Here is a 23,813-nt window from a genome sequence, read left to right on the forward strand (position 1 = left end):
AAGACTACGCATCATTGCCCATATCTTCCAACCACGCTTTGCCCGGCAAACGTATGGCCTTTCAAGGCTGCCAGCAGTTCGTCCCGATTCAAGCCTTTAGGCAGACTCATTGGTGCGAGGTCGGATGCAATGACGGTCATCACATAATGATGAGGAACATCACCTGCTGGCGGACATGCTCCGCGATAGGCCGCCGCACCAGAGATGTTTTTGCCAACGGTGACGTCTGCGCTATCAACCTGCCCGGCACCCTCTTTTAATTGACCCGCTTCACTGGCAATATTATAGGCAACCCAATGAGATACGCTAAGGCCTTTATTTCCATCCGGATCGAACAGCAAGATAGCGACTGATTTAGTACCTGCTGGAAGATTTGACCAGGCAACCTGAGGCGACACACCTTTTCCTCCGCAGCCTGCGCCCTCGCCTGCATACAGCGCGGGCATAACGCCGTTGTCGGAAAATGCGGTGGAAGTCACGCGCATGCCTTCGGCATGCGCACTACCGATACACAATGACAGAATCGCACCTAAACCCGCCGCAGTAAAAATCTTGAAAGATGTCATGTGAGCCTCGAATGGTTGTGAACACGTGTATAAAACGACTGAAAGACGCTGAAAGACCACTGAAAGAAAGAGATGTCTGCAAGATGCAGTGAATGTCTGCCACCAAACTATTGTAAGCCAGGCAACGCCTGTTGTTACCGCAGTTTTTGCATTACACAAAGAACTTAATTGGTTTGAGGCGCACCTGCACGGCGCTTTAGAGTTCCGCCTATAAAAAAAGGCCGAATACGGAGCTAACCGTTGCCGACCTGTATTCTTACGAAGTAATCGATTTATTTCGACAAGTCCGGGGGCTGTGCAACGACCAACCCTGTTCGGCTGTCATACCAACGGTTCTCCGCGAGCATGATCTGGTGATGACCACTACCGCCCGGTATCATCGGAAAACAGTTTTCAAACTGTTCGACCGCAACATCTAGCAGGAACGGTCCGGGTGAAGACAGGCATGCGTCGATGGCTTCATCAAGCTCGGAAGCTAGCGTAACGCGACGACCTCCCCATCCGAATGCTTTGGCTAAAGCAACAAAATCTGGCAATGCCTCGTTATAACTGTGGCTATACCGCGCACCGTGGTGGAGCTCTTGCCATTGCCGGACCATCCCCATGCAGCTATTGTTCGAAATAATGACTTTGACCGGACAGCGATGTTGGGCTGCCGTTGCCATTTCCTGGATGTTCATGAGAATCGAAGCATCGCCGCTGACACACACTACCAACTTCTCCGGATGGGCAATCTGAGCGCCAATTGCGGCAGGCAAACCGTAGCCCATGGTGCCTGCTCCGCCGGAGGTAAGCCAACGATGCGGCTCTTCAAATTGTAGATATTGTGCGGCCCACATTTGATGTTGACCGACATCGGTAGATACAATTGCGTCGGTTCCGTGAAGATTATCGGCCAGTGTTTTCATGAGGTGCTGCGGCATGATTGTGGCCCGCGTGTTCGTATAGCCGAGCGAATCTTCTTTGCGCCATTGATCGATTTTTAACCACCAGTCGGCCGTGCGGGTGGCATCCACCGGTAATAATGCCAGTTGTTCGTTCAGGGCGAGCAGTACCCTGGCGCAGTCTCCCACTAAACCAATATCTGTTTTGACCACCTTGCCGACCGAAGTCGGGTCGATATCGATGTGAACGATGCGGGCTTCAGGGCAAAAATCTTTTAACCGACCAGTCACCCGATCATCAAAACGTGCGCCGACGCAGACGACCAGATCGGCCTCATGCATGGCAAGGTTGGCTTCCAGAGTGCCATGCATGCCCAGCATACCAATCCATTGTGAATCAGATGCCGGAAAAGCGCCCAGGCCCATCAGGGTGAGCGTACACGGTGCATTACTGGTGTGCACTAGGGCAGCAAACTGTTTGCATGCCTCACGGCCCGAATTGATCAAGCCTCCACCGCCATAGATAATCGGTTTGCGGGAGGCGGCGATCATCTGTGCCGCTTCTTGTACTGCAGCGTCGTCTGGCAGGGACGCCAATGCTAATGCGGGCGCGGGTAATTCAGCAGAGAAAGCGTACTTGGCACGGGCGACAAACAGCTGCCCCTGAATATCTTTCGGCATATCGATTAAAACCGGTCCTGGTCGTCCTGTCGTCGCCTGCTCTACTGCGGTCAGCACCGTATCTGGAATGTCGGCGACGTCCCTCACCTGAACGTTCCATTTGGTGACCGCGCGGGAGATACCCAGTGCATCGCATTCCTGAAATGCGTTGGTGCCGATCGCAGTCGTGGCAACTTGTCCACTGATGCAAAGGACCGGGATCGAATCACTAAGGGCATCGAGTAAACCGGAGGTTGTATTAGCGATGCCCGGTCCGGAGGTGACGAAGACGACCCCGAGACGTCCGGTTGAACGCGCGTAGCCTTGCGCAGCATGCACTGCGGCCTGCTCATGACGTACAAGGATGTGGCGAAGGCGTGGCTCTGTGTGGAGTGCATCATAAAGGGGCAAGACCGCACCGCCCGGATAACCAAAAACGGTGTCTACCCCGCACGCAATCAAAGTACGCAATAGAACCTGTGCACCAGTCAAGGAAACGTGATTATCAATTTGATGATCGATTTGAAAGGCGGCTTTAGAAGCGGATTCAAGCATCAAAGCGTCGTAAGTGGGTGCATTTTGGTGTGTTTTCATACTAAAATGATATTCTACTTGCCACTGAAAAGGCTTCATATTTTCAGTTTAATTGGCACCACTTTGGAAAATAAAATGGCTATTTCGAAAAATTACGGAAAAATGTTCGATATTCAGGATTTGGCGCTTTTGCGGATTTTATTGCAGGATTCACGCACAAGCCTGCAAGACATGGGGCAGGAAGTCGGCTTGTCGACGACCTCATGCTGGAACCGCATCAAACGCCTGGAAGCATCTGGTGCGATTCAAGGCTATACGGTGAAGGTCAACCTCGCTCAGCTGGGTTATCAAGATACGGTGATTGTTCAGGTCAATCTGGAGAGCCACACAGATGAAACATTGTATGAATTTGGCCGCACTCTTGAGTTGATACCGGAGGTGGTAGAGGCCTATCTGGTCTCGGGCGACTATGACTATTACATTCGCATAGCGGTGAAAGACACGCGGGACTACGAGCGGTTATTAAGAGAAAAGCTGTACAAAATACCGGGCATTCGACATAGCAAGTCGAGCTTTGTATTACGCACATTGAAGAAATCGGATACGCCGTTTGCCTGACCTATGAGCCACCGATCAGCGTTCCATGAAGATGAGGCGTCTCGCGATAACGCCAGACGCCTCGGTCTTCAGCGGCATAAGTGTCCCGTTGAAGTTCCTGTACGCGCTTACTTGTTGATCGCTGCGTACACCAATTGCTTAATCATGCGGCGATAGCCCGGACGACTAGGGCCTGGTGATTGCATCATCGTCACTACTGCCAGATTTTGCTTCGGATCAATCCAGAAGAAAGTACCTGCGGCGCCAGCCCACATGTATTCGCCTTCAGATCCTGGAACCCCCGCCATGCCCGCGCCTTGACGTACCATAAAACCTAAGCCGAAGGTATAGCCCGGAACGCCCATCAGCAATTCGCCGGGGCCGGGTGACAATACGACCTTGCTGCCCAGATGGTCCGAAGACATCAGGCTGACGGTGGTCGGGCTTAAGATGCGTTTGCCACCTAGCTCTCCGCCCTGCAGCATCATTACCGCGAACCGAAGGTAATCGCTTGCTGTGGATACGCCACCGGCGCCACCGGAAGCGTTGGAAGGAACGATTGTGACATCGAGGAGTTTATTTGGCGCACCGGTGGCTGGGTCGATTGAAAGCGGCTGGGCGATGCGGCCAATGTCTTTTTGCGGGACCTGAAAGCCGGTATCGGCCATCTTAAGAGGCGAGAATAACCTTTCCTTCAAATAGATATCCAAGGGTTTCCCGCTGGCCGCTTCGACCACCCGTCCTAAAATATCCACAGACATGCTGTATTCCCAGGTGCTGCCTGGCTGCGTAGATAGTGGCGCTTTTGCGATACCGGTTACTTCCTGTTGTGGGGTGACTTTTCGATGATCGTAATCAGTGCCTTTTTCTTCGTAGACGCCGGCGTCGATGTAAGCCGCTTTAATGATTGGATTGCGCGTGAGTTCGCCATACGCGATACCGGAAGTGTGACGCAACAAATCCTGCACGGTGATGGGGCGATTAGCCGGAACGATGGTGTACGTTGTCACGCCAGCGGCATCGGTTTGCGCAACACTGACGCCCATCTTCGTAAACTCGGGAAGAAATTTTGAGATGGGATCGGTGAGTTGAATTTTTCCATCTTCGACCAGCATCATCGCGCCGACCGACGCCAGTGGTTTGGTCATCGAATAAATACGGAAGATAGCGTCTTTTTTAAGAGGCGTTCCGGCCGCTTTATCCTGGAAGCCGATAGCTTCCGAATACGCTAATTTCCCGTTGCGCGCGATCATTATCACTACGCCAGGAAATTTGCCCTGATCCACCTCGTGCTGAAGGGTCAATTTGAGTTTTTCGAGCTTCGCCGACGAAAGTCCCACTGTTTCCGGCGCAACCACAGGAAGGCCTTGCGCTTGCACCGTGACGGTGTTCGCAGCAAATAACAGCGCGAATATTAATGGAATCGCATTTTTGGTAGAAAGTTGTCTCATGCCTGTTTTTCCTTTTTATTTTTGAAATATCAACACCGCCGGCACGTTGACGTGAACCAGGCTTCAGCTAAACTGAAACGACCTTGTTCATAACTGTGACGACGGATGAAGCCACATCGACGATGTTTAACCTGCCTGGACTAAGCAAAAAGTATAAGAGTTCGCGCTAATAAGCATTTAATGAGTGGGCGGCCATCAGAGCCAATTGCGTTGTGCGGGAAATTTTCGACTGTTATTTAAATTTTATGACATCGATTATGTGTGCCGCGAATTACCCATACCAATGACATTACGACATCTACGCATGGGAAAACTGATGAAATTCGATATTTTCTGATATGTCGCGCAGGCTACTTTCTGCTTACGGTTGCCCTGCCACCGGTGAAGCAACCAGCTGCAATGAGCACTACCGGGGGTACAAAAGCGTGTAACTATTCGTCAATCTGGGCGATCACGATGAGCGTACGGGTGCATTATTGACTAAATCCGCTGAGGGTTGTGCCTTCTCGGGCAGGATTATCTTCTTGAGGATTCCCCCTTCCGAGACCACCACATAGGTCGCGTGGACTTCTCGAATGTTGGTTCCCGGCAGCACTTCTTTGCCAATTCTGAGCGACTGTGGAGGCTTACCGTTAACACTGATCACGACCACGCTTTGGGATGCAGTCTTTGCTACCACGACGCCCATCAGGCGAAAATTGCTGGCCGTGACCGCCAACTCACCTGTTCCGCCAAACAAGCCTGCTGCCTGAGAAATGCTGATCTCTGCAGCTTTCGCTTGCGGAATGGCCGTTACGATGCGTGATTTTGGCCTGATAAGCTGCGTGCCCCAATACGCGAGGCTGGAACATATCGACATGCATAAAACCAGATTGATCAATGCGCTTAAATGTCTGGTATCACGGCGAATACTTTGTCGTATGTTTGTATAGAAATAAATGCCCATGGGATGTCTCTGGAATTGTTGGTTGTTGGTTGTTGGTTGTTGCTGTTAATTTTTATTAATGGACCAATTGGTTGATTTCAATAATTGGCATCAGCACCGCCAGGACGATCAACAGGACCACCACGCCCATTGCCAAAATCAGTGCAGGTTCCAGTAAGCCGGCGATCGTCATGGCCCTTCGTTCGAGGTCTTGCTCTTGCGCATTTGCGGCGCGGTCCAGCATGGCGGGCAATTCTCCAGTCACTTCGCCTGCCCGAATCATGTGAATCAACATTGGGGGAAAGTGCTTGTGGAGCGCCAACGCGCGTGCCAACCCCACCCCTTCCCTGACACTGGCCGCCGCAACATCAACCTGATCCCGCATGGCGAGATTGGATAACGTGTCGCGGCTGGTTTCCAGCGCTTTCAGAATCGGCACACCAGAACCGGTCGTAATCGCCAGGGTACTGGCAAAGCGGGCAGTATTAAGACTACGCTCGAATTTGCCATATAACGGCGCGCCCAGCAGCCAGGTGTGCCATTGGATTTTGGTGGCGGGATTCTTTAGCGCGGCACGCGCACCCATTAACAATGCGACTACCGCCAACACGACAAACAAGCCATAGCGGCGTACAAAATCAGAGGTGTTTAACATCAGTACTGTTAATAATGGCAGCTTTTGTTTGGTGTTCGCAAAAACCGCGACTATCTGTGGCACGACATAGGTCAGCAAAAAAATCACAATCACGAACGCTACCACTGTCACGATGGCGGGATAGGTGAACGCCAATTTGATTTTTTGCACCAGTGCATTACGCCGCTCAATGTAATCTGCAAGGCGCGACAAAACCCGTGATAGCTGACCGATTTGCTCGCCGGAGGCGACCAGCGCTGAATAGATTTCAGCAAAGTCGCGAGGATGGCTCGCGAGCGCGCTGGACAGCGAACCGCCTCCTATAACGTCCGAACGAATCGAAGCAATCAGATCGCGCTGATAGGTGCGCTCAGACTGTTCCAGTAACGCAGTCAGGGCTTGCTCCAGCGGGAGGCTGGCTTCGAGCAGACTCGCTAGCTGTCGTGTGAACAAGGCCAGCTCAATGGTTGACAGACGTTCACCAAACCGGTGTCGCTTCGACTTCCCAGCGGCATCGATTTGTTGCGCAAGCGGCTCCATCGCAATCGGTAATAACCCCTGCATACGTAAATCGGTGCGCGCCACTTTCGCGCTATCGGCATTGAGCACGCCTTTAATCGTATTGCCGGCGGCGTTCACTGCTTCATAACGAAATGCTGGCATGCTATCTCACTTCACCTGGGTTTATTCTTTGGTTATTCTTTGATTATTCTTTGGTTACACGCAACAGTTCGGCTTGCGTGGTGATACCGGTTTCAAGCCAGCGTTTGCCGTCCTGCCGCATGGGTTGCATGCCGTCACGTTGGGCAACTTGTTCAATCTGCGCTTCGGAAGCGCGATTGTGGATCAATGACTGTATTTCATCGGTGGCAAGTAATAGTTCGTAGACGCCAATGCGCCCGTGATACCCGGTATGCCCACAGCGTTGGCAGCCCACTGCGTGCCACGTTTCGCCGTCACGACGGCGACAATCAGTACATAGTTTACGCACCAGACGTTGCGCTACGACACCCAACAATGATGATGACAACAGGAACGGCTCGATTCCCATATCCAGCAAACGCGTTACGGCCGCTGCTGCATCGTTGGTGTGTAGGGTTGCCAACACCAGATGCCCGGTGAGTGATGCCTGTACCGCAATTTGGGCGGTTTCCAGATCACGGATTTCCCCGATCATGATGACATCCGGATCCTGCCGCAGTATTGCGCGCAAGGCCTTGGCAAAGCTCATGTCGATGCGGGCGTTGACCTGGGTTTGCCCTACCCCGGCCAGTTCGTATTCAATGGGATCTTCGACGGTCAAAATATTGGTTTGACTGGTATTGAGCTGTGACAATGCTGCATACAACGTCGTGGTTTTGCCGGAACCGGTTGGTCCTGTCACCAGCACAATGCCATGCGGCTGGGCAATCAGACGCTCGAACTGCGGCAGCATCGTAGTGCTCATTCCCAGTTGTTTCAAGTCCAACCGTCCGGCGTCTTTATCCAGCAAACGTAATACCACGCGCTCTCCGTGCCCGGTCGGCAATGTGGATACGCGTACATCTACCGGTTTGCCCCCGATGCGGAGCGTAATACGGCCATCTTGCGGCAAGCGTTTTTCCGCGATATCCAGTTGGGCCATAATTTTAACGCGTGAAATTAGCGACGAATGCACAGCTTTCTTTGGACGGATGACATCGCGCAAGCCGCCGTCGATGCGAAAACGTACTACCGAAATCTGTTCAAATGGCTCAATGTGAATATCCGATGCGCCTTCTCGTAACGCCTGCGTCAGGAGCGCGTTGATCATACGAATCACCGGCGCATCGTCGGATGATTCCAGCAGATCCTCGATCGCTGGCAGATCTTGCATTAGCCGGGCAAAATCGAGATCTGACTCAAATTCGTCGACTACTTGTGCGGCATTGCCGCCAGCGCCAGCATAAGCTTTGGCAATAGCCTCTTCAAGCTGCATCTGAGGCATCATGCGTAATTTGATATGGCCAAAACACCGACTCACTTCGGCAATCGCGCTCGGTGGCGTGACCTCGGACACCCATAATGCAAGCGCTGTATCGGGGCTAGCATGCGGTCCCTCGACGTGTTGTGCCAATAAACCGAATTTGCGTGCGAACGCGTAAGGAAGCAAGCGCGTGGCTTTCAATTTCAATTCGTTCATGGTGCTCGGTCCATCGCTGCAGAGGCAGACGCTGGAGCCAGTGTCGTGTTGCCGGTCAACGTGGGGGAAGCTATCGCCTCCGACAACGGAATGCCTGGCAAGTTTTGTGGCTTCGCGGGGAGATGCATAAAGGGGCCGCCGTTTTGCAAGGCTGGGACTACCGCTGTGCCAAAATCCTTCATCAGACTTTTTCCTGGCTCCACGCTCATCTGCCCTTGACGCATGTAATCGTAGCGGTCTGCCACCACGGTGCCGCTTTGGTCCTGATTACGGATTACGGTGGGACGCAAGAAAATCATCAAATTGGTCTTGGCGCGTGAACCGCTTTGATATTTGAAGAAATTACCGATAAAAGGCAAATCACCCAGCAGCGGCACTTTCTGGACCGAGTTTGATTTGTTATCGCCAATCAAACCACCCAAAACGATAATCTCACCATCGTTCATCACCACGTTGGTATCCAGCGACCTTTTGTTGGTGGTCAGTCCGGCCGGATTGGTCAGGCTAGTCGGATCAACGCTCGAGACCTCTTGAGAAATTTCCATCCGGACCGTGCCGCCCTCAGAAATGTGCGGTTTTACGCGCAAGCCAACCCCCACATCTTTACGCTCGATTGTCTGGAACGGGTTCTGGGCCGCGCCGCCTGAATTCGGTACGTATGATCCGGTAATAAAAGGGACGTTTTGGCCGACGATGATTTTGGCTTCTTCGTTATCGAGCGTCAGCAGGTTAGGCATCGACAGTACGCTACTACCATCCTTGCCGTCCAAAGCGGTTGCCAGCGCACCTAAGCCAATTTTTCCGGCAATTTGCCGAAATATGCCGATCGTTAAACCATTGCTGGGTGGTAAAGCTGTGGAGCTACTTGCGCTCAGCGAGAGCGCCTGATTGACGATATTGTCGCCGTTGGTGCCGAAACTGGTGCCGCCACCGACTCGGTAGGTGCTTGAGGAGTTTCCACTCAAACCGAGCCACTGAACGCCAAGACGTGCTGTTTGCGCATCGGTTACTTCCACGATGAGCGCCTCGACGTAGACTTGCGCCCGGCGCGTGTCGAGTTGGTCGATAACGCCGCGAAGGTCTCGGTAAACCGGCTCGCTGGCAGTGATGATGAGCGTATTGGTGGTGTCGTCAGCCTGGATAAATCCAGCGCCGTTGCCCGTGGAGCTTTGCGCCGAAGGTTGTATGGCGGCTGCGCCGCTTGTCGCAACCGCTGCGCCACCTCCGGAGTTTTGCAGCATGCTTCCCGCGCTGGCTGCTGCACCGGGTGAAGACGCCGCAGTAGCCGTCAATGATGAGGTGTCCGACGACACAATTGAGCGCAAAGTGCGTGCCAGTTTGGTGGCGTCTGCGTTTTTGAGATAGACCACGTGGACGTCGCCCGCTTGCGTCGTCGGCTGATCCAGTTTTGCGATGAGCGATTTAGCGAGATTGGCACGGCCGCTGGACGGCGCGCGAAGGATGACAGAATTGGTGCGGGAATCGGCCAGAATAACGACTCTGCTGCTGTCGTTGCCACCAGGGGCGCTTGGTCCTGTGTCCAGCAACTTTCCCGCCATGACGGCTATGTCGCTGGCAACCGCGTAACGTATCGGTATCACGTCCAGGTCGCTCACCGCTGGGACGTCCATTGCGGCGATCATTTTGCCGAGTCGTTGTAAATTCTCCGCGTAGTCGGTAACAATCAAGGTGTTGTTACCGGGGTTGGCATTGATTGTGTTGTTAGGAGAGATCAACGGTCGCAGCACAGGCAAGATATTTAGCGCCGACTCATAGTTCAGCGGAAAAATTTGCGTCGCTATCTGATCGCCTCTCACTGGACGTCCTTGTAGCGGCGATAGTTGTAACTTGGCATCCGCTTCGGGTACCACCTTCACAAATCCGTCACCACGGACCAACGCATAACCTTGCAAGCGCAACGTCGCTGCCAATAGATCAAACGCCTGGGTTTTGGATAAGGCCTGTTCCGATGCCAGATTGATCGTTCCTTTAACCCGGGGATCGATAATGAATGTGGTCGCCGTATATTGACCCACCGCTTTAATGACCGACTCGATATCCGCGCCCACGAAGTTCATGACTGCCTGGCCATTTTGATTGTCTGCTACAGCGGCGGCATTGACTATCGATGCAAAGGGCAGCGTCAGCAAACAGATAACGGTAACGCTAATACGACTTGCGGCACCCCACTTGGGCGGCTTTAACGACGAAGGTACGACAGAAGACGGCTTGAACAATTTAAGTTTCATGATTTGAATGCTAATTCGATGACATTTTTGCCGTTTATTCGGCTAGGCTGGCCCAGAAAACTTAATACTCCTGCTAACTTATTTTCCTGGCCCTCTGCTGCTTGCGCGGTTCCTGCGAACTGTAAATGACCGTTCTCCAACGTTCCCTTCCCTTCTAACAACATGGCATTACTCGGTGCGGTGGCAGCGGTGAAAGAGTCAAGTGTGGTGAGGGTCAGCGCCGCATGTTGCCGCTCCCAGCTGAACTGCAAACGATAGCTACCTAGCGGCTTGACCTGTGACAACGGGGAAGCTAATGCCGCCAATTCCACGGACATCTCACCGTTTATGTCCATGCCATTCGGGTCTCTTTCAGCTTTGGCAATGTGCAATGGTTGCCAGGAAAATGTTATCTGGCCGGAGGGCTGTAATGTATTCCACGGCGCGCCCAACGCCACCAATTGTCGCGCTGGCATAGATAGGCTGGCGGCCGTGATGCCCCATGCCCGCCAATTACCGCGGACGTGGATCGGCTGGGAAAGCACAAGCGAATTGTCGATGCTCATCGCGATACGCCCGAATAGAACGCCTGGTGAAAAGCGCCAGACCATGCGCCCCGGTATTAGCGGCATGATCGTGTTGCCATCGGCGGCGTCATGCATTGGAACACCAATCACCGCCGACCCGCTCCATAGCGTGCCTTGCGTATCGCCTAACACAAAGCGACCGGCCGTGGTCCGTTCCATCAAAGGGGCTAACCACGCCGCAGGCAAAAAGACCATCGTCGTGATCAGCATGCTCAACAGCGCTGCGCCGATCCAGCAAAAAGTGCGATGGAAGTTACTCATGTTGTTGCTGTCTCAGCGTTACAACTGCGGTCACCGTATCGACCTGCGCATTGATGTTGATGTCGATCACCTCCCAGTGCGCGGTTTTTTGCATCTCATCTAGCCAGTCCAACAATCCGGAAAAGGTGACGCCTGAGAATTGCACCGTGGCGTTATCGCCGCCGATAACAATACTTTTTGCGATCAAATTCTTCTTCAACAATGCGCTTTCGATGGTCGCCTGGTTGAGTGGCAAGCGCATGGCTACGGGATGATCCGAAAATGTTGCCGCGCGCGAAATTAACGACTGGAGCTCGGCTGATTGTTGCCGCAATAAAGGTAAAATTTTCTCAAGGCGGGTGCGTCCGCTAACCGCGGGCGCGATCAAAAGCAGATAAAAAAGGACCGCTGAGAGTATCGCAGCGCCATAACGCAAGACGGTGCGTTCGCGCGGTTGTCTTAGTTGCCAGAATTGTCTAAATGGTGAGCCGACCTTATCTGTGAACTGGTCGAATGCCGTTATCAACGCGCTCATTTAATGCTCTCTATCTGCCAGACACTGGCTTCGGACTGCGTCAGTTTTAACTGCGCGGACTGCAGGATCTCCTTAAGTGGCGCGCGGTAGGCTTCAACGTTTGCGGATGGCTTAAATCTGACGAAAAGATGACGATCCCGATATTCCAGTCCTGCAATAGCATCTTTTTTGGTCGAGTGCATTTCAGGCAGGCGCGCCCATGCGCTGCCGAATTGCGTCACTAACGCGAGGAAGTCGTCGGCGTTAAGGTGGCCCGCCTGCTTTTCAGCAAATGCAATTTTTTGACGGGTCTGGGCAATAGGATCGACGACGACGCTTTCACGCGGATAGGCGCTGCGATAACGATGAATCATCCCGGAGCGTAGAAGGTCAGCCTCGCTGCGCAGGTTCCACCACGCAACATTAAGAGCCACCATATTCACTAGCAAGAAACCGGCTGCCAGCGCCGCTGTCCACCGCCAATTTTTCCAGTTGACCGTGGAACTGCCCAGATTCAAGCCAGCAACAAGGTCAAGACCGCGATTGCGGCGCATCTCGCGCACTGCCCTCGCCCAATGCGACCAGTCGTCCGGCAGCACCGTCACATCGGAAACATCAAGTGCGGAGTAAAGCGCATAGCCAGATGCTGGGACATAGAGTGTGATGGGCAGTTGCGGCACCACTACGCGCAGTTCTTCCACGACGTCTGACGGCGTGGATTGTTCTTGCATGGTCCGAGTGGACCAACCGAAGCCTTGGTGCTCGGATAAACGCAGCGCCAGATCAAGTTGGATACCGTGCTCCACAACGTGTTCCACACCGTGTTCGGCGACTACCGCAACCACGCCATCCTCGCGCCATGGCAGACAAAGCTGTGCAGGCAATGCTTGTATGGCCCGTGCGCCCAATGCGGTAAAGGTCTTCACCAGAGACTCCAGCCAGACGCGCTGAACCACGGCAATTTGCCGCAGATTACTCAGCTTATCTTGTGCCGTATTTTTTTCTGAGGCGGCGACAATGATGCAATCGTCAGGAGCGATCAGTATGTGGTCCTCCACGAGGTGCGGTAGCGCCGCTTTTAATCTGGCCGCGGATAACGGCGGGACTTGCATTCGCAGCAAGGTGACATCAACGGCGGCAAGCAGCAACACCACCTGTTCCGACTGCACGATCAATGCGCCCAGATCCGATAAGGGCGCGCATCCCTGCTCCATCAGCTCACCTTGCTCAGATACCAGCGCATGCAAGCAGGGAGGCGTCAACAATGAGAGGGCGTTGTCGCATATCGCCCGTGAAGGAAGTCGGATCAATAAAATACTCAAAACGTCTCACCCATTTTTCTATTCTTCTTTAGTCCACAATACGGCACTGTGATTCGATACGCGCTTGATCAGCGACAGAGTGTTACTGGTCGCACGGCCCATCCGGACATTGCCATTCACCAAAAAAAAGTTGGTCGAAAATGCGACTGGCTCCGCATTGCTGGTCGCGGAAATGTTCTTGTTTCCGGGTAGCCTGGTAGAAAAATCTGCGGCATCGCGAAAATAGGCAATCGTGCGACTGGAGATCAACGATGCAGCATCGGCTGAAGTCAAACCATCGAAACATGCTGCCAGCACTTCGGCCGAGGCAGTATTCAGGTTGACCGGCGTGACTATCGGCAACACCACTACAAAATTGCGCAAACTCCTGATCATCTCAGGGCTTATTCCGGGCACTGCCAGCAAATCGTCTATATAGATAAGTGGAGCGCTGATGATGTCAGTCGAGTTGCCGGTGTTGACCGCTGGCGTTACCTGCGGCTTTGATGACTGTACCGCTGCAACGGAATTAGCTACCGCCGTGGCGACCGCACTGGCGAGATCAGGTGGTAAATGTAAGGTCGTCAACAGGCGCCCGAAAGTCGCCAGTTCAACCGGATTCACTAGGCCGCCGCTTCCCAGGTTGGTCAGGTTATAACGCGACTGCGCATCGATAATCTGACCGGATAGCGTGACCTCTCCCGCCTCATTGTCTTCGCTGCTGCCGCTGGTTTGATTTTCGTCGAGGTAGTTGTTGAGTCTGGTTTCGGCCAATGGAATGGACCAGGGCTGACCGAGATAATCAACATTGCTTGACCGGTTTGCATCACCGCGCAAAATGGCTCCCGCCCAGTCAAGCGCGCCACGTAAAACCCATTCTTTTTGTAACTGCAACCGCTGGTTCTCGATTGAGCGGACTTGTACTTGTTGCTGCCAGAACAAGCTCGATACGATGGTGACCGCGAGTGCGGTGATCAATAACGCTGTGATGATCGCGACGCCTTCTTGCCGCGATGATGGCAGAGGCCGCGCTGACTGAATAAACGGCATTTTCAAGCAGCACCGAGGAAAAATGCTTTCACCACAAGACCCTCCTGGCCGCGTAATTGAAGCGCGATCTCCAGGCCGGTCCAGTTAATCGAGGCTGCGGCATATTGCGTGCGGCCCGGCGTCACTGCGCCAGCAAGCCTCCAGTTCTGGAGAACCTGGTCCCAGACACGAATGCGCATGGATGCAATATCAGATTGAACCGCCACGGGTTGCGTATCGGCGGTACCGATATCGATTTCATTGACCGCCGCCTGCCAGGTCGCGTCCAGTGCGGCCAGATCGCGGGTTGGCACAGATTCTTGCCTTGTCAGTACACCGTTTTGTAAACGGTAGCTGACCACTTCAATCTGCGTTGGCTGTTGGTCGAGAAACACCATTCGAATCATCGCCACTCCATTGGACGTTGCGGCCAGAGCTGGCCGAGCTCCGATCAGCGTAGCCGGTGCAAGCTGCGCGCTGTCACTTTGCATTTGCGCAAAAGTCAGCTGCATGCTGCGCGTTTGCGCCAGCGCGTTGGTGAGCGCAACCCGTGCCCTGACGATACCGTCAAGACCGCGCCATCCAAGCACGGCTACCAACGCAAGTATGCTGATGGCGACAATCATTTCCACCAGTGTGAAACCACCGGATGGGCGTTTGTTAACGATGCGTCGAATAGCAAACTCAGGAAGCATTCGGCACCACCTGGGTCAGTTTGACGATTTGCCGCTGCGGGTCGGCGGCATCGAACACCGACACCTCCACGCGCCGAAAGTAGGGATTCGGCGTTGATAGAACATGTTCTTGGCAGACCAGTTGCAACGTTCCTTGCGGACAGCCGAATGCGCTATCGCCGATCGGTAGCCATGTATGGGAAAGGCGGATTTGCGTCAATCGGTTTTCGGCCGACCAGGTGGCCATCATCGTTGCGCGTAAGCCACTGCTATTTTTGGCCAGGCTTCCCACTGCACGTAAACTGGCACCCAGAGCGGTGCCAACGATGACAAGCGCTACCAGGACTTCCAGCAAGGTAAAGCCTGCTGCACATCGGATCACTTCAAATTTTTTGGTGGTTTGCATCGGGACAACGATCATCTATTCGGTCCAAAAGTGACCAAGGCCATCGGAGTGAACCGCCACCATGGCGTCACCGGCATCAAAAGTCAGAACAAAAGGTTTGTCGATCGGTTCACGACCAAATGGTATTCGTAAGAGATCTGGGGTTCCAGCATCAACCCGTACAGGAGTGATCGACAAATGAAGGGGAAATCGCGCAAATTTGCGGGGGCGCAATATGTCATTTTTGTCAAGTTCCTGCCAGCCAGTGGGCGCGCTTATCAGAAACCGGTAGCCGCTAGCGTCAGCCTCGAAGGCAGTGGGACGATTGCGCAGTATCGCTTCGTCACGGGTCAATTGAAGCAGCAAGGCAATCCGCTGTGCGTCGTTCTGCAGAGCTTGGCGATCATTATTGAAAGCGCTCAATGACACTGCTCCCAAGGTGATACCGGCGATGACAACAACAATCAGCAACTCCAGCAATGTGAAGCCCTGAGACCGTCTCATGCTGTGGAAACGACGATATGCTACCAGCGCCATTAAAGATCCCACGAGCCGATATCTGCGTCGTTACCGTCGCCACCCGGCTGTCCATCGGCACCGTAGGTAAATACATCAATCTCGCCCTTGATTCCCGGCGATAGGTATAAGTAAGGACTGCCCCAAGGGTCTTTCGGCACCTTGTCGATATAACCGCCGGTTTTCCATCCATCCGCGGCGGTGGCTGGTTTCACTACCAGCGCCTGTAATCCTTGTTCAGTAGTCGGATAGCGGCGTGTATCGAGTTTGTATATTTTCAGCGCTTGCATCAATGTGGCAATGTCCTGCCGCGCCGCCATCACGCGGGCGTCGTCGGTCCGCCCCATCAATTTGGGAACGATCAGCGCTGCCAATATTCCCATGATGACCACCACGACCATGATTTCGATCAGCGTGAACCCGCGCTGAGCCGTGGCCGTATAACGACGCTGAGTGCCGGGAAACTGGGTATTACACATGTAAATCCTTGTCGAAACGGTTAGATCGCATAGCTAGTTCTGATACTTTGCAGAGGAAAACTCACAGTTTTCTGATAATCAGTGAGCCAAAAATGGCGCTACATTGACGCGCGTCCGGCTTCATCCGCAGAAATGAAACGGCGCTGTCGCATCCACTTCGTAGCGACCCATTTCTCTCCAGATTCAACGATGCTGCTGGCATGCAGCGAAGCATGATCAAGTTGCTGCAAACTGTTGCAATACTCAAAATAGACAGCATTGCCGCGCAACGGTGAAACCCGGTATCCCACTTCTGGAAAGATTGTTTCGCCGCCGGATGCAACATTGTTCAGATACGTCACCATGGTGCTGACGCGCTGACCGCTCCTTGCCAGCGAATCTCTATTTGCTACATTGGACGGCACCAGAAAATCAAAATGCGGCGCGCTTTGAGCCCCCGTCGGATAGAACAAAATTTGCAACCCTTCTCCATTTTCCAAAGGCAGGTTCATTACTTCCGAAATACGTCGATCAAGGCGTGCGATGAAATCATTTTCCTGCAATCGGAAGAACATCCCGAAACTGCTGCGTTGTCCGCTCACAACGTTCATTCCAGTCTGCGGGTCGACAAAGGTTGATCGTGTGAGCCGGGGCTTGGCCAGCGCGATCAACTCGTCACATTCGTCTGCGCTAAGTACCCCTTCCAGCACAGCCAGCATGGGACGTTCGGCTCTCGCTGCGATGCGCATTAGGCGGTCGGTAGTCTGGAATGAAGTTCCTGGCCGTAAAATCGGCTTTTCAACTACATACGCTGGTGCTTGCTCGTCGAATTCGATCTGGTCGATGGGCACCGGCCGACCAGATCGATATGCGTCTACAAACGCTGCAACAATCGCCGATGCCACCGGTGTGGTCATCTGTTGCGCCTGCATTTGCTGGATAAGCGCCATGGGGTCGCAACCCTGCTGCAAATTATGCAAAATCCAGGTGCTTAAACCAGGTGAAAAACGGATGACAGTGCTCATTGGAAGTCAATTGAACCATTACGATTACAGTGCGTTAGCTGCGAGTACAGATGCAGGCTGGGAGCTGGGTGATTGGCGCTATAAGTTCGCCGCAACCCATCCTTTGTCCGTTTTGTGGAAGCTTTCTTGCAGTTGCATGGTTCCTGCACCGGTCACAATGCGGGCTACCATCGGAAATACCTTTTGTACCTCGGCATCCCTGGTCCAAGGTGCGGCGTCGATTTTGTAGGTGTAGGTGACCAGGGCTTCTTGTGCGCCCTTATCAGACTTGCTTAGCTCCCATCCAACAACTTTGTCCAGGGTAAGTTTAGCCGCGCAAAAGTCACCTTGGTGGACCAGAATACTGCCGTCGGATGTCGGACTCCGCATCTCTTTGGTCACGTAATATTTCTTCCCCGCTGCGTTAAGTTCGTACCGTTTGACGGTCAACATGACACCCGTTCTGGCACCCGTTTCGGCATCTTTTTGGGCAACCTCTGTCATCGTAGACCGCAGTAACCCGACTTTTTCCAATACCGGCATTTGCAACGCGTTTCTTCCGCCTGCGGCATTTTCCTGCGGCGTTACGTCTATCGGCCAAGAGTATTTGGCCAGGCACAAGTCACCTTTTTTTGCCAGATAGTCATTCATTCCGACGGTAAAATTGTCCAGATTCGCGTCTGACTTTGTGCTACATCCAGCAACAGAGAGCACAACAAAGAGCAAACACGCTGCGGCGATAATCGTTTTTTTCATAATGGGCTATAACTAAATAAAAGTGAGGTGTAACTAGTTCACGCAGGAGCCGGAAATCGGTGGCGTTTTGGTGGCAACATAGTCATCGTTGAGGGTGCCGAGAAAGCAGATTAGATCCGCAATATCGTTATCCGACATCGGTGGTGCACTTCCCGCTGCGCGACCATCAAGCGGCAATTGCGTGTCGATATTCGCTAGATAGGCTGCCGGTAAGTCGTTATATTTCTGTACTGTGCCACCAACGTACTGCGTCTGGATTAATCCATAAGTTGGAAAGTTCACGTCGTTGACTGTCTTTGCAACTCCGCCAATCGTCGGGTACCAGAGTTCCGGCATCGTGTCGCGGGTGTTGTAAAACTGAATGACCTGCTGCAATGAGTGCATGACGCCATTGTGAAAGAAACTTTTACGGTTGGTGACGTTACGGATTGTCGGTGCCTTGAACATGCCGCAGAATGCATCTTTGGCGTTGGCGCTGGTCGGGACATGGTCGCTCCTTATGGGGCCACATATACCCATGTCGTAATACAGGGGATTATTGTTGGCTGGAATAGCCAGATTGCGCGGTACGCTAATCGCCTCATACGAAAAATCAGTAAATAACGCCGAGCTACCGCCCAGTCCCGCGCCTTGATAATGGCAAGACGCGCAATTGCCGGTCGCAGGATCTGAAAATAATTTCAGTCCACGCGTTTCGGCTGCGGTCAGCGTGCCGCCGATCTTGTTGCCGGCGTAGAGGTCAAATTTGCTGTTATAGGGATGAAAACTGACGTCTTCCAGCTGGAAGGCCTGAAGCGCTGCCACTGCCGCATTAAATGCGGCGGCGGGATCGGCAAACACCGTGCCTCCAAACGCCTGCTGAAATAATGGCGCGTAGGTGGATACCTGAATTTTCGCAACCACATTGGCGGGACTGGTGTTCGCCATTTCATGCGGGTCCAGTAATGGAATTTTGGCCTGATCTGCTAAGGAGTTAGCGCGGCCATCCCACGTAAATCCACCACCTGGACCGGGCACGCTAATGCCATCGGGATTGTCCAGCAGGTCTGCGTAAGCCGGGGTGTATTCTTTATACCGCAATGATGGAACAGCTCTGTCGCCGGATTCGGTCAGAGTGGAGCCTCCCAATTGCACCGCCAGATCGTTTGGCGGCCCGTAAGCAAACTTTGGATCGTGGCAAGTGGCGCACGACATTTTTCTGGAACCGGATAAAGTCTCATCAAAAAACATTTGTTTTCCTACCTGCGCCGCCAGACTCAGTGTGGTCGCGGGAGGTACGGGTGCAACTAACGCGGTGACGGTGGCGGTGGCGCTATCACCGCCGCTGCAACCAGCTAAGCTGAGTGCTATGGAAGCAGCAAATAAGGAAATATTTAATCGGAAAAGCATGCTTCTTTCAATCAAAAAAACACCGCGGAATGACATAAAAGAGATAAGAAAAAGATTCACTTTTACGATGCTCGCACCAATAAAAATTACCCTGAAGTGGGGTGCACTTCAGGGCAGGTGGTTATTTCTTTATGGCCCAGACGTTAGTCTGGGTTGCATCTGGACCGACTTGCGCCGCTATACTCACATCGGACGACTGTTTCGCCGTATAGCTTGCCGGAGCAATAAACGCGTGGTTGATCGGACGCACAGAGTCGAAGTGGGTATCGGCGCTGCCTGCGTATTCCGGCAAATTCAGAATATTCGCGGAGACAAATTTTTCTGAATACTTCGAACGGTTCATGTATGAAGCATCCACCGCAGGATCTGCCAGCTGGAACATATCCTGCAAGGTGCGAACAAAGGAAAAGTGGCTATAGGCGTCGTTATCGACAATGCCCGTCGGTGCATTGATCTGGTTTGTCAAAATACCGAAAATACTTTCTCCGTGACCGCGATTGCCCTTGGTGTAGGCACTTACCGTACTGTCAACCGACCATGAACCGTCGGAGTTTTGTCGTAACGGGTTGGCGACCGTGCTGTTGGCGGGATTCCAGCCACAGCAAGAGTTGAAACCTGCGGTAGCACTGCCTTCGTCAAACATCAACACGATGGCGACCCGTTTTTGCGGGTTTTGCCAGATCGGCGATGCCTCGATTTTTTTGACCACTGCGTCGACATAATTATCGCCACGGGTGATGATCGCCCCGCCCGTCGCAACTGCCACATTGTTGGCGACGCTGCTACAGTCGCTGGCCGTTACCAACGCCGGATTGGAGCCGACGGTGCCTTTGACGGTAATGCCATGCATGTCATCGCATTGATCCGGAACCAGAAAGTTCAATGTACCAATATTGCCGCTGACCAGATCGGAACTCAGTTGATCAAAATTGTAGCCGGCTGGAATGGTGTAATCCAGGCTGTTTTTCAATGCTGCATCCCACTGACCGCCACCCAGCGTACGATTACTGTAAAGGAACTCAGGGGCGCTGCGAACGTTCTGATAAGCCATGCCGGGGTGATGTTTGGTGCGATACAGTTGTGCTGGCAATGGCAGATTAAGCCCTGCGGTGCCAACTGTCGCAGCGTTTCCACCCAAGGTGCCTGGCGCATAGATATTATCCGCTGCAATAACGGCAGGATCAGCCACGCTGTCGATACGGAAATCTTGTCCCGGATTCATCGATTCGCTATAGGTGCGCCATGTTAATCCGGCCGCAGTCAGTGCGTTGAACAGGTTGGGCCGGCCCACGATGTTATGCGAGGCTCCGCCTGTGGCACAATTGGTCGGCGCAACCGGATTCGCTATAAATGGTGACTTCGCCAGTCCTGGCTGCGTGTTATCTGGCAATGGCAAGTCTTGCGGGGCATTGGGACCGGTCGCCGCACAGTTCCATTGGTTGTCATCGGTAATACCAAAATCGTCTGCCCCGCCCAGCGCCGTGTAGTTCGGTTCGCTTGGGTTACCTGTTGCATAGTAGGTCGTGAGCTGATTACCGGCTTTCAAATAACCGTTGATTTTTGGTGCGAAGGCCGAATTCAGAATCGACGACGATGCTTTGTTTTCCAGCATGACGATAAAGATATGGTCATAACGCGGGATGCCTTCGACGTTAAAGGCGGCTTGCTGCGATTGAAGGAATGTAATCGGCGAACGGGTGTCCGTCACCGTGGCCGTTGCCGCCGTCACGTTAGCGAGACCTTTGAGCCGAGGATCGCCGCCTGGCACTGCTAAAGCGTCGGGAAACAAATCACCTCGATCCAGCTTGGTAATCGCGAAAGCAAAACGATTGGACAGCGCATTTGATTCGCTGATCATTATTTTTTGCGTCACGCCGGAGGCTGTATTGACATCGCTTAGGATGCTAGTGACGGGCACACCTAAACGCGTCGCCAGATTTTGCTTCTCGGCGGCATAGGTACTGCTATTGGCTTCCATCTGGCGCGCTACTTCCGAGGATAGCGGCCCGACCACTATCGCGCTGCCTTGTTCGTTCACCTGGTCAATTGTCGCCCGGAATACCGTCCGCGTGAGGACCTTCGCCCCGGTCGCGGTATTGATGGCAGTAGTTCCGGTATCAACTAAAACGGGTTGGACCGATGCGCTTTTTAAACTGAAATGTCCTGTTGCGTCAGTCAGTACTGGATTTTCGCCCGGATCACACTTTCCATTGTTATTGGCGTCGACGCACACCATCGCGCCCTGATAATATCCCGCCAGTATCGTCGGGTCCGTAGTACTCCCCGGCTTGAATGCACTAGCGGTGACGACGCCGCCCATTTGTATGGTCCCACTGCTGACGCTATTACCGCCATTGCCGCAGCCAGTGAGCACGGAGGCCACTGCCAATACAGATAAAGATAAATTAAATACATTTCGTTTTACCACTATCATATGTACTCCCTTAAGAATGCAGTTGCGGTTCCAATAACTGAACGAAGCGCATTCTGACAGTTCTAAATGGGAGATTTATGAACGTTTTATGACATCTACTTTTTTGTTGTGTTTAAGCTTGAATCCGATTTTTCAAATATTACAGCCGCACACATAGCGTGCCTGGGATATCGACATTGGCGAATCAGGGGATGCTTGATGTGATGTGATGTGATGTGAAGCAAGAGCAACCTATCGCAGCACGCTCCCAGGTTGTTGAATGGGACGGGAACGTACTGGTGGCCATGTTGGCCAGAGGTTGATGTCAATAACAAGTGAGCCGAAGTAAGCCAACGTGCGCCAAAGTTAGCCATACAGGCCCACTTGAAATAAAGCCTATTTCGTGTTTTTACTCTGCGCGGATTGTTTGACTAACAGAGCGGCTGCGGCAATCAAGCCGGCGACAGCCAGAATCGAAAAAATACCGCCAATTCCAAACTGACGGCGCGCCAGTTCAGCCACCAGAAACGAGCCAGCGATTCCCCCGAAACGTCCCAAACCCAACATCCATGCAACGCCGGTCGCGCGTCCCTGCGTCGGATAAAATGCTGCAGCAAGGGCCGGCATCGATGACTGTGCGGTATTCATCAATGTTCCGCCTACAAACACGACTAACATCAGGGCGCCCACATTACCGGTGACCTGACCAATCGCGTAGATGCAGACTGCGGTTAGCGCATAGCACACGGCGATCACGCGGTTAGCATTGAATCGATCCATCAGCCACCCGCACAATATGGCACCTACGCCACCTAATGGAAACAAGGCGGAAACCAGCGTAGCCGTCTTCGGTGCCAATCCCGCATCTTTCAGCAACAGCGGCATCCAGTTGATGAGCGCGTAGAAAATCACCAGGCCCATGAAGTAGGTCAACCAAAGCATCACAGAACCGGTGATGTAAGGACGCGAGAGCACCACACTGGCACCGCTTCTGGCGTTGCCGGTGATGTTCTTTTCGCTCATGATGAACGATCGGGCATCGCCCAAGGTTGCGGATACGCGGCTGAGAGCAGCACGTATGCGTGCAGCAGGTTGGCCCTTTGCGACCATGTAGCGTACTGACTCGGGCAAAAAATACAGCATCATCACGGCCAGCAGCAAAGGTGCTATACCACCAGCGAGCAACACACTGCGCCAGCCCCACTGGGGAATCATCCAGGCAGCGAGAAAACCACCACATGCAGCACCGAGAGGAAAGCCACAAAACATGGCGTTGGTGAGAGTTGAACGGCGTTGATCAGGGCAGTATTCACTCATTAGTGTGACTGCGCTCGGCATGGCGGCACCAAGTCCTAATCCGGTCAGGAAGCGCAAAGCAGTGAGTTGTCCCAAATTCGGAGCAAACGATGACCACGTACAAGCCACGCCGAACAAAAGAACCGAGATGCTCAATACCAGCTTGCGGCCCATTCGATCAGCCAGCGGTCCGGCAATCAACGCACCGGCCGCCAGGCCAAATAACGCCGCGCTTAAAACCGGTGCAAGATCTGGTCTTGTCATGCCCCACTCTTTCAGCAGCGATGGAGCGATGAACCCAATCGCGGCGGTATCGAAGCCATCCAATAAAACGACGATAAAACACAATGCAAAGATTAACCATTGAAACCGCGAGAACGGGTGCTGGTTAAGAAAGTCCTGGACATTAACGCTTTGCGCGTTGGAACCGGCTACTGCCGGCGGTGTTGCACCCTTTTCAGAGAGGGCGTTGTTCTGGTGCATGAAGTGTCTCCTATTATTATTAAATTTTGGCATTGATATGCCTATTGTCAGTGCAAAACCGGTACCGCAATTGCTATCCATTCCAAGGAATGAATCGAGGAACAGCGACCGAATGATTGATGATTAAT

21 protein-coding genes are annotated in these 23,813 nt (G+C 53.1%); 1 reads left to right on the forward strand and 20 read right to left on the reverse strand.

Translation table 11 applies throughout. From position 1 onward, the window contains the following. Positions 1–11: 11 nt before the first annotated feature. Entirely contained in the window at positions 12–566 is a 555-nt protein-coding gene (locus JQN73_RS20180) for a YbhB/YbcL family Raf kinase inhibitor-like protein (protein ID WP_205320710.1), read from the reverse strand. A gap of 272 nt (positions 567–838) precedes the next feature. Further along, positions 839–2,704 carry a biosynthetic-type acetolactate synthase large subunit gene (ilvB, locus tag JQN73_RS20185; protein ID WP_370551268.1) on the reverse strand — a complete coding sequence of 622 codons (1,866 nt, stop codon included), beginning with the start codon at positions 2,702–2,704 and terminating at the stop codon, positions 839–841. A 75-nt stretch (positions 2,705–2,779) separates the two neighbouring features. Here ilvB and JQN73_RS20190 point away from each other — a divergent pair, with 75 nt between their 5' ends. Continuing rightward, positions 2,780–3,262 (forward strand): Lrp/AsnC family transcriptional regulator, encoded by a 483-nt coding sequence (locus JQN73_RS20190; protein WP_205320711.1) that lies wholly within the window; start codon positions 2,780–2,782, stop codon positions 3,260–3,262. Positions 3,263–3,369: 107 nt separating this feature from the next. On the opposite strand, the gene JQN73_RS20195 is transcribed toward JQN73_RS20190, so the two are convergent. The 18 genes from JQN73_RS20195 to JQN73_RS20280 form a co-directional block, all read right to left on the reverse strand. Beyond that, positions 3,370–4,692, reverse strand: coding sequence for a serine hydrolase (locus tag JQN73_RS20195; RefSeq protein WP_205320712.1), 1,323 nt, complete (start codon positions 4,690–4,692; stop codon positions 3,370–3,372). A 451-nt stretch (positions 4,693–5,143) separates the two neighbouring features. Further along, the gene (locus JQN73_RS20200) at positions 5,144–5,638 is read right to left on the reverse strand and encodes a type II secretion system protein N (protein WP_205320713.1); all 495 of its coding nucleotides are present in this window, start codon (positions 5,636–5,638) and stop codon (positions 5,144–5,146) included. Between the two features lie 55 nt (positions 5,639–5,693). Continuing rightward, on the reverse strand, positions 5,694–6,914 hold the full coding sequence (gspF, locus tag JQN73_RS20205; RefSeq protein ID WP_205320714.1) for a type II secretion system inner membrane protein GspF: 1,221 nt from the start codon (positions 6,912–6,914) through the stop codon (positions 5,694–5,696). 43 nt (positions 6,915–6,957) lie between these two features. Then, complete coding sequence (gspE, locus tag JQN73_RS20210) at positions 6,958–8,412, reverse strand: type II secretion system ATPase GspE (RefSeq protein ID WP_205320715.1); 1,455 nt, start codon at positions 8,410–8,412, stop codon at positions 6,958–6,960. Beyond that, on the reverse strand, positions 8,409–10,661 hold the full coding sequence (gspD, locus tag JQN73_RS20215) for a type II secretion system secretin GspD (protein ID WP_205320716.1): 2,253 nt from the start codon (positions 10,659–10,661) through the stop codon (positions 8,409–8,411). The genes gspE and gspD overlap by 4 nt, the downstream gene beginning before the upstream one ends. Continuing rightward, positions 10,658–11,488, reverse strand: coding sequence for a type II secretion system protein N (locus JQN73_RS20220; RefSeq protein WP_205320717.1), 831 nt, complete (start codon positions 11,486–11,488; stop codon positions 10,658–10,660). Before JQN73_RS20220 ends, gspD begins: the two co-directional genes overlap by 4 nt. Beyond that, the gene (gene gspM, locus JQN73_RS20225; RefSeq protein WP_205320718.1) at positions 11,481–12,002 is read right to left on the reverse strand and encodes a type II secretion system protein GspM; all 522 of its coding nucleotides are present in this window, start codon (positions 12,000–12,002) and stop codon (positions 11,481–11,483) included. The genes JQN73_RS20220 and gspM overlap by 8 nt, the downstream gene beginning before the upstream one ends. Then, on the reverse strand, positions 11,999–13,303 hold the full coding sequence (gspL, locus tag JQN73_RS20230) for a type II secretion system protein GspL (RefSeq protein WP_205320719.1): 1,305 nt from the start codon (positions 13,301–13,303) through the stop codon (positions 11,999–12,001). Before gspL ends, gspM begins: the two co-directional genes overlap by 4 nt. 18 nt (positions 13,304–13,321) lie before the next feature. After that, the gene (gene gspK, locus JQN73_RS20235) at positions 13,322–14,332 is read right to left on the reverse strand and encodes a type II secretion system minor pseudopilin GspK (protein ID WP_205320720.1); all 1,011 of its coding nucleotides are present in this window, start codon (positions 14,330–14,332) and stop codon (positions 13,322–13,324) included. 2 nt (positions 14,333–14,334) lie between these two features. After that, positions 14,335–15,006: a type II secretion system protein J gene (locus JQN73_RS20240; protein WP_205320721.1), complete on the reverse strand. Its 672-nt coding sequence runs from the start codon at positions 15,004–15,006 to the stop codon at positions 14,335–14,337. After that, positions 14,996–15,406: a type II secretion system minor pseudopilin GspI gene (gene gspI / locus JQN73_RS20245; protein ID WP_240162339.1), complete on the reverse strand. Its 411-nt coding sequence runs from the start codon at positions 15,404–15,406 to the stop codon at positions 14,996–14,998. The genes JQN73_RS20240 and gspI overlap by 11 nt, the downstream gene beginning before the upstream one ends. Beyond that, positions 15,407–15,907, reverse strand: a complete 501-nt coding sequence (locus JQN73_RS20250; RefSeq protein ID WP_240162340.1) for a GspH/FimT family pseudopilin — start codon at positions 15,905–15,907, stop codon at positions 15,407–15,409. Beyond that, positions 15,907–16,365, reverse strand: coding sequence for a type II secretion system major pseudopilin GspG (gene gspG, locus JQN73_RS20255; protein WP_205320722.1), 459 nt, complete (start codon positions 16,363–16,365; stop codon positions 15,907–15,909). Before gspG ends, JQN73_RS20250 begins: the two co-directional genes overlap by 1 nt. Before the next feature lie 98 nt (positions 16,366–16,463). Continuing rightward, entirely contained in the window at positions 16,464–17,369 is a 906-nt protein-coding gene (locus JQN73_RS20260) for a 2OG-Fe(II) oxygenase (RefSeq protein ID WP_205320723.1), read from the reverse strand. Positions 17,370–17,447: 78 nt separating this feature from the next. Then, the gene (locus JQN73_RS20265; RefSeq protein WP_205320724.1) at positions 17,448–18,104 is read right to left on the reverse strand and encodes a hypothetical protein; all 657 of its coding nucleotides are present in this window, start codon (positions 18,102–18,104) and stop codon (positions 17,448–17,450) included. A gap of 33 nt (positions 18,105–18,137) precedes the next feature. Beyond that, positions 18,138–19,493: a cytochrome-c peroxidase gene (locus JQN73_RS20270; RefSeq protein WP_240162341.1), complete on the reverse strand. Its 1,356-nt coding sequence runs from the start codon at positions 19,491–19,493 to the stop codon at positions 18,138–18,140. Between the two features lie 121 nt (positions 19,494–19,614). Next, positions 19,615–21,927, reverse strand: coding sequence for a phosphoesterase (locus tag JQN73_RS20275; RefSeq protein ID WP_205320725.1), 2,313 nt, complete (start codon positions 21,925–21,927; stop codon positions 19,615–19,617). A 375-nt stretch (positions 21,928–22,302) separates the two neighbouring features. Then, positions 22,303–23,685 (reverse strand): MFS transporter, encoded by a 1,383-nt coding sequence (locus tag JQN73_RS20280; protein ID WP_205320726.1) that lies wholly within the window; start codon positions 23,683–23,685, stop codon positions 22,303–22,305. Between the last annotated feature and the right edge of the window lie 128 nt (positions 23,686–23,813).

Source organism: Glaciimonas sp. PAMC28666 (assembly GCF_016917355.1).
In the GTDB taxonomy this organism is placed as follows: domain Bacteria; phylum Pseudomonadota; class Gammaproteobacteria; order Burkholderiales; family Burkholderiaceae_D; genus Glaciimonas.

What these genes read in the sequence shown, in the direction of transcription:
- JQN73_RS20220 (WP_205320717.1), bottom strand. Translation starts at nt 11,488, where the DNA reads ATGAGTAACTTCCATCGCACTTTTTGCTGGATCGGCGCAGCGCTGTTG.
- JQN73_RS20260 (WP_205320723.1), bottom strand. Translation starts at nt 17,369, where the DNA reads ATGAGCACTGTCATCCGTTTTTCACCTGGTTTAAGCACCTGGATTTTG.
- gspF (WP_205320714.1), bottom strand. Translation starts at nt 6,914, where the DNA reads ATGCCAGCATTTCGTTATGAAGCAGTGAACGCCGCCGGCAATACGATT.
- gspD (WP_205320716.1), bottom strand. Translation starts at nt 10,661, where the DNA reads ATGAAACTTAAATTGTTCAAGCCGTCTTCTGTCGTACCTTCGTCGTTA.
- JQN73_RS20180 (WP_205320710.1), bottom strand. Translation starts at nt 566, where the DNA reads ATGACATCTTTCAAGATTTTTACTGCGGCGGGTTTAGGTGCGATTCTG.
- JQN73_RS20275 (WP_205320725.1), bottom strand. Translation starts at nt 21,927, where the DNA reads ATGATAGTGGTAAAACGAAATGTATTTAATTTATCTTTATCTGTATTG.
- JQN73_RS20240 (WP_205320721.1), bottom strand. Translation starts at nt 15,006, where the DNA reads ATGCTTCCTGAGTTTGCTATTCGACGCATCGTTAACAAACGCCCATCC.
- JQN73_RS20270 (WP_240162341.1), bottom strand. Translation starts at nt 19,493, where the DNA reads ATGCTTTTCCGATTAAATATTTCCTTATTTGCTGCTTCCATAGCACTC.
- JQN73_RS20280 (WP_205320726.1), bottom strand. Translation starts at nt 23,685, where the DNA reads ATGCACCAGAACAACGCCCTCTCTGAAAAGGGTGCAACACCGCCGGCA.
- gspK (WP_205320720.1), bottom strand. Translation starts at nt 14,332, where the DNA reads ATGCCGTTTATTCAGTCAGCGCGGCCTCTGCCATCATCGCGGCAAGAA.
- JQN73_RS20250 (WP_240162340.1), bottom strand. Translation starts at nt 15,907, where the DNA reads ATGGCGCTGGTAGCATATCGTCGTTTCCACAGCATGAGACGGTCTCAG.
- gspM (WP_205320718.1), bottom strand. Translation starts at nt 12,002, where the DNA reads ATGAGCGCGTTGATAACGGCATTCGACCAGTTCACAGATAAGGTCGGC.
- gspG (WP_205320722.1), bottom strand. Translation starts at nt 16,365, where the DNA reads ATGTGTAATACCCAGTTTCCCGGCACTCAGCGTCGTTATACGGCCACG.
- JQN73_RS20195 (WP_205320712.1), bottom strand. Translation starts at nt 4,692, where the DNA reads ATGAGACAACTTTCTACCAAAAATGCGATTCCATTAATATTCGCGCTG.
- JQN73_RS20265 (WP_205320724.1), bottom strand. Translation starts at nt 18,104, where the DNA reads ATGAAAAAAACGATTATCGCCGCAGCGTGTTTGCTCTTTGTTGTGCTC.
- ilvB (WP_370551268.1), bottom strand. Translation starts at nt 2,704, where the DNA reads ATGAAAACACACCAAAATGCACCCACTTACGACGCTTTGATGCTTGAA.
- JQN73_RS20190 (WP_205320711.1), top strand. Translation starts at nt 2,780, where the DNA reads ATGGCTATTTCGAAAAATTACGGAAAAATGTTCGATATTCAGGATTTG.
- JQN73_RS20200 (WP_205320713.1), bottom strand. Translation starts at nt 5,638, where the DNA reads ATGGGCATTTATTTCTATACAAACATACGACAAAGTATTCGCCGTGAT.
- gspE (WP_205320715.1), bottom strand. Translation starts at nt 8,412, where the DNA reads ATGAACGAATTGAAATTGAAAGCCACGCGCTTGCTTCCTTACGCGTTC.
- gspI (WP_240162339.1), bottom strand. Translation starts at nt 15,406, where the DNA reads ATGATCGTTGTCCCGATGCAAACCACCAAAAAATTTGAAGTGATCCGA.